At 65.7% G+C, this 13369-nt stretch carries 16 protein-coding genes; all 16 read left to right on the forward strand.

The window, feature by feature from the left end; translation table 11 throughout:
• The gene (locus RTW82_RS22980) at positions 1-1272 is read left to right on the forward strand and encodes a phage portal protein (RefSeq protein ID WP_316926591.1); all 1272 of its coding nucleotides are present in this window, start codon (positions 1-3) and stop codon (positions 1270-1272) included.
• The gene (locus RTW82_RS22985; RefSeq protein WP_316926592.1) at positions 1269-2222 is read left to right on the forward strand and encodes a S49 family peptidase; all 954 of its coding nucleotides are present in this window, start codon (positions 1269-1271) and stop codon (positions 2220-2222) included. The genes RTW82_RS22980 and RTW82_RS22985 overlap by 4 nt, the downstream gene beginning before the upstream one ends.
• A gap of 63 nt (positions 2223-2285) precedes the next feature.
• Positions 2286-3602: a phage major capsid protein gene (locus RTW82_RS22990; protein ID WP_316926593.1), complete on the forward strand. Its 1317-nt coding sequence runs from the start codon at positions 2286-2288 to the stop codon at positions 3600-3602.
• Positions 3603-3653: 51 nt separating this feature from the next.
• Complete coding sequence (locus tag RTW82_RS22995; protein WP_316926594.1) at positions 3654-4046, forward strand: hypothetical protein; 393 nt, start codon at positions 3654-3656, stop codon at positions 4044-4046.
• Between the two features lie 2 nt (positions 4047-4048).
• Entirely contained in the window at positions 4049-4594 is a 546-nt protein-coding gene (locus tag RTW82_RS23000) for a hypothetical protein (RefSeq protein ID WP_316926595.1), read from the forward strand.
• A 1-nt stretch (position 4595) separates the two neighbouring features.
• Positions 4596-4958 (forward strand): phage head closure protein, encoded by a 363-nt coding sequence (locus RTW82_RS23005; protein ID WP_316926596.1) that lies wholly within the window; start codon positions 4596-4598, stop codon positions 4956-4958.
• Positions 4937-5464, forward strand: a complete 528-nt coding sequence (locus RTW82_RS23010; RefSeq protein WP_316926597.1) for a hypothetical protein — start codon at positions 4937-4939, stop codon at positions 5462-5464. Before RTW82_RS23005 ends, RTW82_RS23010 begins: the two co-directional genes overlap by 22 nt.
• 35 nt (positions 5465-5499) lie before the next feature.
• Positions 5500-6090 (forward strand): hypothetical protein, encoded by a 591-nt coding sequence (locus tag RTW82_RS23015; RefSeq protein ID WP_316926598.1) that lies wholly within the window; start codon positions 5500-5502, stop codon positions 6088-6090.
• Between the two features lie 5 nt (positions 6091-6095).
• A complete protein-coding gene (locus RTW82_RS23020) occupies positions 6096-6287 on the forward strand; it encodes a DUF2635 domain-containing protein (RefSeq protein WP_316926599.1) in 192 nt (63 codons plus the stop codon).
• Positions 6287-7783 carry a phage tail sheath subtilisin-like domain-containing protein gene (locus RTW82_RS23025; RefSeq protein WP_316926600.1) on the forward strand — a complete coding sequence of 499 codons (1497 nt, stop codon included), beginning with the start codon at positions 6287-6289 and terminating at the stop codon, positions 7781-7783. The genes RTW82_RS23020 and RTW82_RS23025 overlap by 1 nt, the downstream gene beginning before the upstream one ends.
• A 52-nt stretch (positions 7784-7835) precedes the next feature.
• Positions 7836-8183, forward strand: a complete 348-nt coding sequence (locus RTW82_RS23030; RefSeq protein WP_316926601.1) for a phage tail tube protein — start codon at positions 7836-7838, stop codon at positions 8181-8183.
• Entirely contained in the window at positions 8180-8509 is a 330-nt protein-coding gene (locus RTW82_RS23035; RefSeq protein ID WP_316926602.1) for a phage tail assembly protein, read from the forward strand. The genes RTW82_RS23030 and RTW82_RS23035 overlap by 4 nt, the downstream gene beginning before the upstream one ends.
• 93 nt (positions 8510-8602) lie before the next feature.
• Positions 8603-10519 carry a phage tail tape measure protein gene (locus tag RTW82_RS23040; RefSeq protein WP_316926603.1) on the forward strand — a complete coding sequence of 639 codons (1917 nt, stop codon included), beginning with the start codon at positions 8603-8605 and terminating at the stop codon, positions 10517-10519.
• Positions 10520-10523: 4 nt separating this feature from the next.
• Positions 10524-11759 (forward strand): DNA circularization N-terminal domain-containing protein, encoded by a 1236-nt coding sequence (locus tag RTW82_RS23045; protein ID WP_316926604.1) that lies wholly within the window; start codon positions 10524-10526, stop codon positions 11757-11759.
• Between the two features lie 6 nt (positions 11760-11765).
• The gene (locus RTW82_RS23050; RefSeq protein ID WP_316926605.1) at positions 11766-12869 is read left to right on the forward strand and encodes a phage baseplate assembly protein; all 1104 of its coding nucleotides are present in this window, start codon (positions 11766-11768) and stop codon (positions 12867-12869) included.
• Entirely contained in the window at positions 12866-13369 is a 504-nt protein-coding gene (locus tag RTW82_RS23055) for a phage baseplate assembly protein V (RefSeq protein ID WP_316926606.1), read from the forward strand. The genes RTW82_RS23050 and RTW82_RS23055 overlap by 4 nt, the downstream gene beginning before the upstream one ends.

A 13369-nucleotide genomic window follows, 5' to 3' on the forward strand; every position in this document is an offset into this window, starting at 1 on the left:
ATGTTCTTCTCCTCACTCCTCGGCAGCGGGCAAGGCGACCTGGTGAACGCCGACAGCGGCTTCTGGCGCGGCCTGCTCGGTGGCGGGCGCAACAGCGCCGGCGCCGTGGTAACGCCCGAGACGGCGCTGGGCGTTCCCATCCTGCAGAACTGCGTCACGCTGTACGCCGAGACCCTGGGGCAGTTGCCCCTGGAGCTGTACAAGCGCGGCGCCAACGGGCAGCGGGAGACCGCCACCAGCCACCCGGCTTACGACGTGCTGCGCTACCAGCCTAACGGTTTCCAAACGCCGTATGAGCGCATGGAAGGTTTGCAGCTTGCGGCAGGCTTGCGCGGGAACGGCTTCAACCTGGTGGAACGGCGCGGCGACGGCAACATCGCCGCGCTGTGGCCCCTGCATAACGACAAGGTGCAGGTGCTGAAGGGGGCCGACCTGCTGCCCTATTACCGGGTCGGTACGTCGGAGCCGCTACCGGCCCGCCATATTCACCATGTCCGCTGGCACTCGCTCAACTACTACACCGGCATGTCGCCCATCGAGCTGCACGCCGAGTCCGTGGGCATGGCGCAGACGATTCTGCGCTACACCGGTAAGTCGTTTGCCAACGGCGTTTCGGTGGCGGGCGTGATCGAGCGGCCGCACGAGGCGCCGGCGATCAAGGATCAGGCCACCATCGACCGGATAACCTCCCAGTGGGGGGACAAGTTCTCGGGGGTCGAGAACGTCCGCAAGGTGGCGTTGCTTCAGGAGGGGATGACGTTCAAGCCGGTGACCATGAGTCACGCGGATGCAGAGATCGTCGCCCTGTTGAAGTTGACGGGGACCGACGTGGCGCGGATCTACAAGGTGCCGTTGCCCATGGTCAACGACCTGGAGAAAGCGAACTACAACAGCATCGAGCAGTTGCTAATTCAGTTCGTGGTGTTCGGCCTGCTGCCGTGGGCCAAGCGCCACGAGCAAGCGATGATGCGTGACTTCCTGCTGCCGCAGGACCGCCGCGACTACTTCATCGAATTCAACCTGTCCGGCCTGCTCCGGGGCGATCAGAAGTCGCGTTATGAGGCATACGCCATTGGCCGCCAATGGGGCTGGCTGTCGGTCAACGACATTCGCCGCCTTGAGAACATGCCGCCTGTGATCGCCGGTGATACCTACCTGCAACCGCTGAACATGGTGGACGCCGGCAAGGGTATGCCCGATCTGAACAACCCGAACGTGCGTGCGCAGCTGGAGCTGCAGCAGGCCGAGATCGCGAGGATTCTGCAGCAATGAAACGACACCTCAGGGCCTCTAGCCTGCTGTTCAATCAGCCGCTGCTAGTCGCCCCCGATATGCTGGACCTGGGGGTGCGCTGGGCTAATCAGGCCATGCACCTGAACATCATCAACATTGGCCCGCCCTCGGGCGCGGTGGGGATGTGGGACGACGATGACGACTACGTGTCGCGCGAGGCGCGTGCGCAGGAACAGCGCCGCGCCACCATCGCCCGCACCGGCGTCGAGGTGGTGGGGGTGCACGGCATCCTCGTCAGCCGTGCCAGTCACCTGAGCGTCTGCGAGACGATGACCAGCTATGAAGGTCTCCGCACGGCGCTCCGCCAGGCGGTTGACGACCCCATGGTCGAGCGCATCGTGCTGGACATCGACAGTCCGGGCGGTGCGGCTGTTGGTGCGTTCGAGATGGCCGCCGACATCCGCGCCATGAGCAAGGTCAAGCCCATAACGGGCCTGGTCAACTTCATGGCCTACAGCGGCGGCTACCTGTTGGGCAGCGCCTGCAGCGAGCTGGTTGTCAGTCAGACCTCTGGCGTTGGCTCCATCGGGGTCGTGGCCAGCCACATGGACCGCTCCAAGGCGGAGGAGGCCGCCGGGATGAAGGTGACCACGGTCTATGCCGGCGCCCACAAGAACGACCTGAGCCCTCACGAACCCCTGACGGAGCAGTCCATGAAGGTGCTGCAGGACCTGGTGCAGGAAAGCTATGAGCTGTTCGTCAACGCCGTGGCCGAGTATCGCGGCCTCGCGCCCGAGCAGGTGCGGGCCACGGAGGCCGGTTTGTACCGGGGGCAGGCGGCCATCGCGGCGGGCCTCGCGGATCGTATGCAGAGCCCCCAGGCGGCGGTCGATGACCTGTCACGACTGGTCGCCCAATCCCGCGCCGCCCGGCAGAGCAATCGCGTCAGCGTCCGCGCTGCTGCCATGAACATCCAATCCATGATCTGACCGCGTTCGCGGCAGTCACCCGAACCCGCCTTGTGCGGGTTTTTTTATGCCCAGGAGGCAACGATGTCCCTTGTACTCAAATTGCGTAGCGAACGCGCCGAGCTGAACACCACGCTGCAGGCGCTGGCCAAGATCGAGGCCGACGGCGGCAACCTCTCGGCCGAGCAACTGACCCAGTTCACCGAGCTGGAAGCCAAAATCACCGGGATCAGCGACAAGATCTCGCGCGCCGAGATCGCCGAGCGCGCTGCAGCCGCTGCTGCGGTGCCGGTGAATGAGAGCGCGGCCGGCATCGCCTCGCCCCCGGCTGGCCGTGTTGAAGGCCCCTACGGCAAGCCTGCGGCCGGCGCCGGTATGGCGCAGATGGTTCGCCTGCTGGCTCAAGCCCAAGGCAATCAGCTGTACGCCGCTGAGCTGGCCAAGCAAGGCGGTTTCGATCAGGGCGTGCAGCTGGCTCTTTCGACCGTGACGCCTGGGGCGGGCGGCGTGTTGGTCCCCGAGAACTTCTCCAGTGAGGTGATCGAGTCCCTGCGGCCAAAGTCCATCGTGCGCAAGATGGGCACCCGCAGCCTTCCGCTGAACAACGGCAATCTGACCATGCCCCGTATCACTGGCAATACGCTGGTGACCTACATCGGCACTGAGGAGGATATTGCGGTCACCGGCATGACGTTCGGCGATACCCAGCTGTCCGGCAAGAAGGCGGCCGCCCTGGTGCCGATTGCCAATGACCTGATCCGCAACGCAGGGGTCAACCCGCGTGTAGATCAGTTGGTCGCCAATGACGTGTTCGCCAGCATGGGCCTGTCCGAGGACCTGCATTTCATCCGCTCGGATGGCGGTGCCGGCAAGCTGCCGAAGGGGGCGCGCTATTGGGCGTTGCCGGGCAACGTCCTGGTGGCTCCGGCCGCCCCGACCTTGGCGCAGATCGATCTGTTCTTGGGCGGCATGATGCTCCGCGTCGAATCCGCCAACGGCGATATGGCCGGCTGTGGCTGGCTGATGGCTCCGCGCACCCTGCGCTGGCTGCAGTCGCTGCGTGATGGCAACGGTAACAAGGCCTATCCCGAGATCGATGCCGGGTTCCTCAAGGGCTACCGCGTAGGCCTGTCGACCCAGATCCCGACCACGCTCGGCGCGGGTGGCAACGAATCCGAGATCTACTTTGTAGACTTCGCCGACATGATGATCGGCGAGGACATGGACCTGGTTCTCGATTTCAGCAAGGAAGCTACCTACAAAGACGCGGGCGGCAACGTCGTCAGCGCCTTCCAGCGCGATCAGACCGTGGTTCGTGTGATCGCAAAGCACGACTTTGGCCCGCGCCACGTCGAGCTGATCGTGGTCGCGACCAAGGTCACTTGGGGCGACGGCATGTAACTCCACCCGCCCCGCCCGGCTGGGTGGGGCTTACAACTGGAAGGTGATGAGATGGACAAGGTAAGTGTGCGATTCAAAAAGGCGTGGGGTGTGTTCTTCAGTGGTGACGAGACCCTGCTGCCGCTCTCGGCCGCCGAGACCCTGGAGCAAGCCGGTGTGTTGAAGATGACGGCCAAGGCTGCGGCCGCGTCGTCTTCCGCCCCGTCTGGGGCCGCCAAGCCACCGAGTGGCAAGGGTCGTGGTGGTGGTAAATCCAACAAGGGCGCCGCTGCTGAAACTGCGCCGGCAACTCCAGAGGCGCCGCTGACGGCTCCGGCGCTACCTGAGGCTCCCCCGCCCTCGGACCCGGAAGGGGAGGACGAGGAAGAACCCGAGGATGGCGACGAGGAGGAAACCCCGCCGCCTCCGCCTGGTGACGACGAACCCGACGACGCGAAGCCCTGACCATGGGCCGCCGCATCGAGTATGAGGCCGGTACGGTCATTACGGTGGATGAGGTGGCGGAACAGGCGCGCATCGACGCCGACGACCTGCAGGACGGCCACATAGAGCATGTGGTCATCCCTGCGGTGATCGCCCTGGCCGAGGAGCTGACGGGGGCGGCGATTGCGCCGGCGGTCTATGAAGACGAATGGCCGGAGACCTATCCCTCCGGTCATCCGTTGGATACAGGCCAGGCCCGAGACGTGCTGTCGATCAGCCGCGTCGAGGATTCGGGAGATCTGCAGACGCTGGAAGTATCGACCCGCCTGCAGGTGGGGCGGCACGAGAGCTACCTGCACTTCCCGGGTGGTCGGCCTGCTGGCCGGTTGGTCATCCGCTATCGCGCGCAGACGGATCTCGCCGCCCACCCCTCGGTGCGGCTGTGGTTGCTGATGCACGCCGCAACGGCCTACCTGAACCGTGAAACGTTGGTGCCGGGGCAGGTGCTCCACGAGCTGCCCCACCTGGTCGGCATGATTGCGGGCATCAAAGTCCCGCCGAGGTTCTGACATGGCTATGCGTGAGCCCGGAGCGGGCGAACTCAGCCGCCGTGTCCTTATCCGTCAGCGCGAGGATCTGCCCGCCGACATCGACGCCGATCTGTCGTCAACCTTCCCGAGGCAGGTCACGGTCTGGGCCAAGGTGGAGCCGGTGGGTGCGGCGATCTACTCCGCCAGCGTTCAGACCGGCGAGGCCATCACCCACAGGATCACGCTCCGCTATCGCCCCGGAATCACCAGTGATTTCGAGATCGTGACGCGGTTGCGTGGTCGTCAGACCGTGTACCGGGTCCGCCGCTCCGCCCCGCTGGGGACGGCGCATCGGTTCCTGGTGCTGGAGGTAGAAGAGCTATGGACACCCCCCGCCCCGTGATCGGGGCCTATCTGCACATCGACGGGTTCGATTCGTTCGAGCGCGACGTGTTCAACAAGCGCCAGGTGCGCGCGGGCTTTCGCAAGGCGGGTCGCGTCGTCGCTGGCAAGGCGCAGATGGCTATTGCCCTGGCTGGCGGCCGCAACGGTTACCCCGTGAGCCGGTCGGGTCGGTTGGTTGACTCGATCCAGATCAAGCTGTCCCGGTCGGGCTTCATGGTCCGGGTGGCCCCGGTGAAGACGGCCGCCATGTCGGCGTTTTACCCGGCGTATCTGCACTACGGGGTCCGTCGTGGTAGCCGTGTCGGGGCCTTGGCCCCGGGCAAGGGCCGTGGTCGCAGCAATCGGCGAGCGCGTGGTGATCGACTGGCGGCGATTGCGGCGCGCCGGTCGGCTGATTGGCGGATCTCGCCGCGTGACAACTACATGACCGATGCCCTGGAGGACAGCGCCGACACGGTGCAGTCCATCCTGCGCAAGGCGTTCGCGCGGGCCATGTTCAACTGAGTGGCCCCGCCGTACGGGGCTGTAGCGAGGGATAGATGATCGTATCGCCAGTGGTGAAGCATCTGCGCGAGCGTTGCCCCCTGTTCGCTCGCCGGGTCACCGGTGGCATCGACTGGGAGGCTATCGAGAGCAGCGCGAAGTTGCAGTGTCCTGCCGCCTATGTGGTGCTCGGCGACGAGGACGCAGAGCCCAGTCAGAGCGCCACGACAGTTCGCCAGGACATCACCGAGGACTTTCACGTCTGCGTCGTGATGGAGCAGCGCGTGGGTGATGAGAAGGGGCTGGCGGTTGGTGACCAGCTCGATCTGGTGCGGCGCGAGCTGACCCGGGCGCTAGTGGGGTGGGAACCGGGCGAAGACTACGACCCCATCCAATACGCCGGCCGGGATCTGCTGCTACTCGACCGGGCAAAGGCCGTTTACCGGTTCCGCTTCTTCACCGGCCTGCAGCTGGGGCGCAACGGCCCCCAAGCGCCGGCGGAAACCTATCAGGAGTGGGTCGAGGATGGCCTGCCCCCGCTCGACGGCATCGACATCGATGTCGACTACATCGACCCGATGGTCGATCCCAACCTATCCCCGCGCGGCCCTGATGGTCGCGTGGAATTCAAAGTGAGAGAGGAATAGCCAACGTGAAGCGAATCTACGTGACGCCGGTGCCTGATCGCGTCGTGCCCAATCCGGCGAAGGGCGGGGCCTACCTGCCTGCCAAGGGCGAGGAGGTGGACCACGGTCCCTACTGGGTGCGCCGTCTGAGTGATGGCGACGTGATCGAAGGCAAACCCAAGGCCGGCAAGCCGGGCTCTGAAACTGGAGGCGAGTGATGACTGTTCCCTTCAACAGCATCCCCAGCGATCTGCGGGTGCCGCTGTTCTATGCCGAACTCGACAACTCGGCGGCCAACACGGCCACCGAAGTGATGCGCCGCTTGCTGATCGCGCAGGTGAACGATGACGCCTCGCACGAGGCCATCGGTAAGCTGACGCTGGTCTCGCGCACCTCCGAGGCGGTGGCCATCGGCGGCGCGGGTTCCATGCTGGCGAACATGCACGAGACCTTCCGCCGCAACGACCCGTTCGGCGCTGTCTGGTGCCTGCCCCTGCGTTTGACCACGGGCACCGCCGCGACGGCTACCGTGACCATCACGGGCACCGCTTCGGCGGCCGGCTTGCTCTACCTGTATGTGGCCGGGCAGCGGGTACAGGCCATCGTGCCCCGTGCCGCAAGCGCTGCAGCTGCTGCTGAGGCGCTGGCTGCCGCGATCAACGCTGCCGGCTCGGTTCCGGTCAAGGCCGCTGCCGTCGCTGGGGTGGTTACCCTGACGGCGAAGTTCAAGGGGGTGCTGGGCAACGATGTTCAGCTCACCCTCAACCTGCTGGGTTCCCTGCAGGGCGAGATCACGCCGGCGGGCCTGACCGTCGCCGTTACGGCGATGGCGGGCGGTGCGGGGGCGCCTGAGCCGGCCGAGGTGCTGGCCGCCATCGGCGATGCGCCTTTCGAGTTCATTGGGCAGCCCTGGACCGATGCCACCACGCTGGATGCCTGGGCGGAGTTCATGGGCACCACCGCCGGCCGCTGGTCCTGGTCGAAGCAGCTCTACGGGCGGGTCTACACCGCGAAGCGTGGCACCCTGGGGACTCTGGTGGCGCTGGGCAGTTCGCGAAACGATCCGTTCATGACGATCAGTGGGTTCGAGTCGCCCGTGCAGGCCCCGGCCTGGGCGGTGGCATCGGCGCACCTGGCGCGAACGGCAGTGTTCATCGGCGCCGACCCGGCGCGCCCGACTCAGACCGGCATCCTGATCGGCATGGACGCGGCGCCCGAGTCGGCCCGCTTCGACCTGGGAGAGCGACAGAGCTTGCTGGAGAACGGTATAGCGACCCTGGTCTATGAAGGGGGCGCGCAGCGCATTGAGCGGGCAATCACCACCTACCGGGTGAATGCCTACGGGCAGGCGGACAACTCCTACATGGACAGCGAGCCGCTGCACCAGTCGGCATACGTGCTGCGCTTCATCCGCTCGCGGATCTCCAGCAAGTTCGGACGCCACAAGCTGGCCAACGACGGCACGCGCTTCGCCCCGGGCCAGGCCATCGTCACCCCGAACACGATCCGCGCCGAGCTGATTGCCGGCTACGGCGAGTTGGAGCGCAACGGGCTTGTGGAGAACGCCGAGGCGTTCAGTCAGCACCTGGTCGTTGAGCGTGACAGCAGCAGCCCGAACCGGCTCAACGTGCTGTATCCGCCGGACCTGGTGAATCAGCTGCGCGTCTTCGCGCTGCTGTATCAGTTCCGCCTGCAGTACCCCGAAGCGGCGTAAGCCGTGAACCCCCAAGCCCGCCACCTGGCGGGCTTTTTCTTGGGAGACAGAAATGGGCAAGAAAGTCGCTGGCACCGTCTACCTGAAGTTGGACGGCGAGCAGATCGAACTCACCGGCGGTGTTGAAGTGCCGATGAGTGACACCAAGCGCGAAACCATCGTGCCGGGCTATGCGAAGGAAGAAGACATAGCCCCCTTCATGAAATTCGACGCGGTGAAAACCCCGGGCGTGGACTGGCAGAAGATCGCCCGCGCCATGGACATGACCGGCACGGCCGAATTCAAGGACGGCTCCGTGTACGTGCTGGAAGGCGCGTACGTCGTGGGTGACATGAACCTCAACAGCGAAGACGCGAAAGTCAGCATGGAGCTGAACGGCGTCAAAGGAACCTGGCAATGAGCAAGAAAATCAATTTCCCCCTGTCCGTCCCCATCAATGCCCACGGCGACAAGCTGTTGAGTCTGGACCTGCGGCGCCCGACGGCGCACGAGGTTCGCGCTCTCGGCCTTCCTTACACCATGGGGCGAGACGGTATGCCCCGCCCGGATGTGACGATGTGCAGTAGCTACCTGGTCAAGTGCGCATCGATCCCGCTGAGTTCGGTTGACCAACTGGATCTGCCCGACCTCAACCGCCTGTGCTGGGAAGTGGTGGGTTTTTTCGTGAGTTCGACGGCGGAGACCTCGACCGAGCCGTCTATGACCTCGCTCGATACTGGCGAGTAGACCCCGAAATCATGATGGGGCGAACGCTGGATGTGCTGCTGGAGTCCTGGCAGCACGCACAGCGGCAGCTGAAGGAAGCGCGGGAGGCTCACGATGGCGGATAAGTTCCAGCTGAAGGCGCTTATCACGGGCGTCGATAAGTTGTCTCCGGTGCTGAGCGGCGTCCGTAAGAACGCCGCACAGTTCCGCAAGCAACTCAACTCGTCGGGCCTGGGCAGCATCGGGTTCTCCGACGTGCTGCAGGGCGGTGCGCTCGCGACGCCGTTCGTCATGGGCGCGCAGGCCGCCATGAAGTTCGAGTCGGCCATGGCCGACGTCAAGAAGGTGGTGAACTTCGACACGCCGGCGCAGTTCGCGCAGATGAATGACGACGTGCTCGATCTCTCCGAACGTCTGCCCATGGCGGCGGACGGCATCGCGCAGATCGTCGCCGCCGGTGGCCAGTCCGGTATCGCCCGGGCCGAGCTGAACCAGTTTGCCGAAGACGCGGTAAAGATGGGGGTCGCGTTCGATCAGACTGCCGATCAGGCGGGCGGTCAGATGGCGAAGTGGCGCACTGCCTTCCGCCTCACGCAGCAGGGCGTTGTCCAGCTGGCGGACCAGATCAACTATCTGGGCAACACCGGACCGGCGAACGCCCGGCAGATATCCGGGATCGTCTCCGCCATCGGCCCGCTTGGTGAAGTAGCAGGCGTTACCTCGGCGCAGATCGCTGCGATGGGCGCAACCTTGGCTGGCATCGGCATCGCCGATGATGTCGCTGCCACGGGCCTGAAGAACTTCATGCTTGCCCTAACCAAGGGCAAGTCGGCTACCAAGGCGCAATCGCAGGTGTTCAAGGCCCTGCGCCTGGATGCCGCCGAGCTGGCGAAGGGGATGCAGACGGACGCGGCCGGGACCATCGACCGCGTGTTGACGGCCCTTAGCAAGGTGGACAAGGACAAACAATCCGCCGCGCTGTCGCAGTTGTTCGGCCAGGAAAGTATTGGCGCTATCGCCCCGATGCTCACGAACCTGGAGCAGTTGCGTGGCAACTTCGCCAAGGTGGCGGACTCGACCAAGTACGCCGGGTCGATGCAGGCCGAGTACGACGCGCGGGCGGCCACGACCGAGAACAACTTGCAGCTGCTGCAGAACCGCGTTACGCGGCTCGGTATCAGCGTCGGGGCCGCCTTGCTGCCGCCGTTCAATGACTTCATGGCCACCATTGGCCCGCTGATCACGGACGTGTCCAAGTTGGCCGCGGCGAATCCCTGGTTGATCAAGGGCATTCTCGGCGCAGCCGTGGGCTTCGGCGTGCTGCGCCTGTCCGTCATGGCCGCCTCTGTGGCCATGGGGATCATGAACGCCGTTACCAGCATGAGCCCCATTGGTTTGATCGTGCGCGGAATCGCGCTGGCAGCGGGCTTCTTGATCGCCAACTGGTCGACCATAGGCCCATGGGTTGAGGCGCTGTGGAAACGCATAGAGGGCCCCGCCAAGGTCTTTTGGGAGTGGATCAAGTTTGCGTGGTCATGGTCGCCCTTGGGCCTGATCGTCAATAACTGGGAGCCCATTGTGGGCTGGCTGGCGGAGCTGTGGGACCGCGTGAAGGGTCCGGCTGCGACGCTGTGGGACTGGATGAAGCTGGCTTTCTCCTTCTCGCCGCTGGGCATGATTATTGAGAACTGGGAGCCCATCGTGGCTTGGATGGCCGCCTTGTGGGAGCGCGTGCGCCCTTACGTCGAGCCCATCTTTGCGGCCGCGAAATGGGCGGTCGGCGCCGATGGCGAAGAGTCCGCCAGCGGCCTGCAGGGCTCCGCCGGTTCCCAGCCGCTGCCGATGGGTGGAGTGGGGTCAACCTCGCTCGCCGCTCAGTCCCAGGCCCTGCAGGGCGCCAACTTGCAAGGCTCCCTCGTGGTCCGCCTGGAGAACGCCCCGCCCGGCACCCGCGTCGAGAAACCGCAGACCAATCAGCCCGGGCTGTTGGTCACGCCGCAGGTGGGCTACCGCTCGCTATCTGGAGGTTGAGCCCATGGCGACATGGCGTGAACAGTTGCAGCCCGCGAGCTTTCGCGGGGTGCCGTTCTTTGTGGACGGCGCGCAGAACCCGGCCGGCCGCCGTACCCAGGTGCACGAGTTCGTGCAACGGGATCTGCCGGACGTGGAAGACCTGGGTAAGGCAATCGGGCCGATCAAGATCACGGCCTTTGTGATCGGCGCCGACTGCTTCGAGCGGCGCGACGCGCTGTTGGCCGCCCTGGAAAAGCCAGGCCCTGGCGAACTGGTGCACCCATGGATGGGAAAGATGACGGTCACCGCCGGCGAGTGCGGTTTCTCGCATGACCGCAAGGAAGGCGCTCTGGTCCGCTTCGACCTGCAGTTTGTGGAGGTTGGTGCGGAGCGGGGTGGCTTCCCCTCTGGAGTGCCGAACACGGCGCGGCAGCTGGATGCAGCATCCGACAGCCTGCTAGAGGCGGCGCTTGGCCGCTTCAATGACAGCATGGGGCTACTCGACGGCGCCCGGCTGCAGAGCAGTGCTCTGCGCGACGGCGTGGCGCAAGCGTTCGGCATGGTCGGCATCGAGCTGCCAACCCTGGTCAAGGCCGTGGGCAATCTCGACGGACTGGCGGACATGCTGCTGTCCGCCCCGACGAGTCTGTCGGAGCTGGTCGGCAGCACTCTAAGCGGCCTGCTGCCGAGCTTCCTGGGCTATGGATCGTCACTGCGACGCCTGAGCAGCCGGGCCTCGTCTGTCAGCGGTCTGTCGAGGACCAGTGTGGCCGGCGGTGCTGGTACGGCCGCTGCGACCCAGGCGACGCAAGAGCTGTTGCGGGACGCGGTGCTGGTACAGGCCGCCCGCGAGGCGGCGGCTATCCCGGTGCCGGTCTCGCCGGCGTTGCCGGTGGCGCCGTCCCTGGAGCAGCAGCTGGCCGACCCCGTTACGCGAGACGCGCCGCCGGCGGCTGACGACGTGGTGAGCGTGCGGGATGCCCTGGGGGATGCGCTGTGGTCGGCCTCGCTGACGGCGCCCCCCGAGCACTTCCGGCGGCTTGAGGACGTGCGCCGCCTGCAGCACCGCCACCTTACGGCCGTTGCTGCTGGCAGCGTCCAGCTGGTGACGGTGACGCCGGCGGCCGAGGTGCCCGCCCTGGTGCTCGCGTATCGCCATTTCGGTGACGCGTCACGAACCCCGGAAATCGTCAGCCGCAACCGCATCCGACACCCCGGCTTTCTGCCCCCGGCGGCCCTGCAGGTCGCTCAGGAGTAACACCCCATGGAAAACCCCAATGCTGTGACGCTGAGCGTCAACGGCCTGAACTATGGCGGCTGGACATCTGTCCGCATCACCGCCGGCATAGAGCGCCAGGCCCGTGATTTCAGCCTTGACGTGACGTGGCGCTGGGACAACACCGGCGACCCCTGGCCCATCCGCCACGGCTCGCGGGCCGAGGTGTGGATTGGTCGCGACAAGGTGCTGACTGGGTGCGTGGACGCCACGCCGATTCGCTACGACGCGCGGCAGATATCGCGCGGCGTGACGGGGCGCTCGCTGACAGCTGACCTCGTGGACTGCTCGGCGACGAACAAGCCCGGGCAATGGAGCAATCAGAGCGTGCAGCGGATCGTCACCGCCCTGGCCAGCCCCTACGGGGTGAAGGTCGTCAGCGAGGTGGCGGAAACCGCCGAGCTGTCCGACCACACCATCGAGCCGGGCGAAAAGGTTTTCGAGAGCATCGACCGCCTGCTGACCCTCTCGCGCCTGCTGTCCACGGACGACGAGCTGGGCCGCCTGGTGGTCGTCGAGCCGGGTAGCGGCGGGCGTGCGGTGGACAGCCTGCAGGTGGGGGAGAACGTGTTGAGCGGCAGCGCCGGCCTGGACTTCTCCGGGGTGTACTCGGAGTACCGCTGTATTGGCCAGCGCTCGGGCACCGACGACACGTTTGGGGCGGACGCGGCCGAGGTTTCGGCAAAGGTGACCGATCCGCGCATGGACCGGCAGCGGGTGCTGTTGATCCAGCAGAGCGGCCAGATGACGCCCGAGCTGGCGAAAGCCCGGGTCGAGTGGGAGCGCGGCAACCGCATGGGCAAGGCCATGACGTTCACCTACAAGGTGTGCGGGTGGCGGCAGTCCAACGGCGCGCTCTGGCGGCCGAACATGATTGTTCGTGTGGTCGATCCCGTCGCCGGCCTGGACCGCGACATGTTGATCGGCGAAGTGGAATACAGCCTGAACGACGGCGGCACGGTGGCCACCCTCACCGTGGCGCCGCAAGACGCCTACAGCCCCGAACCGAACGACCCCCACAAGCGCCGCAAGGCGAAGAAGGGCGACGCCTTCGAATACCTGCTGCCCGCTGATTGGGAGAAGAAGCAATGAGCAAGTTGGGCTTTCTGGCACGAGGAACCCTCGCCCTGGTCAACGCCTCGCGCAAGCTGCAGAGCCTGCAGATGCGCCTGATGGCTGACGAGGTGAAAGACGGTCTCGAGCATTTCGAAGCCTACGGCTTCACATCCAACCCACAGCCCGGGGCGGAGGGCCTGGTGGCCTTCATCAATGGCGACCGTTCGCATGGGGTGGTGGTCTGCCTGGCCGACCGGCGGTTTCGTCTGCAGGGGCTGGAATCGGGGGAGGTGGCGCTCTACACGGACGAGGGCGACCGGCTCCACTTCAAGCGCGGCCGCGTGATCGAGGTCGAGACGATGACGTTACGCGTCACGGCAAGCGAGGCGGTGGAGTTCACCACGCCGGTGATCCGCACCACGGGCCGCATTGAGTCAACGGGCGATCAGGTCGCTGGCGGTATCAGCCAGATGCAGCACATACACGGCAGCGTCCAGCCTGGCCCGGGTCAGACCTCGGCGCCGGTGGGAGGCTGA

Origin of the sequence: Pseudomonas sp. zfem005 (genome assembly GCF_032621735.1) — a bacterium.
GTDB lineage: Bacteria > Pseudomonadota > Gammaproteobacteria > Pseudomonadales > Pseudomonadaceae > Metapseudomonas > Metapseudomonas solani.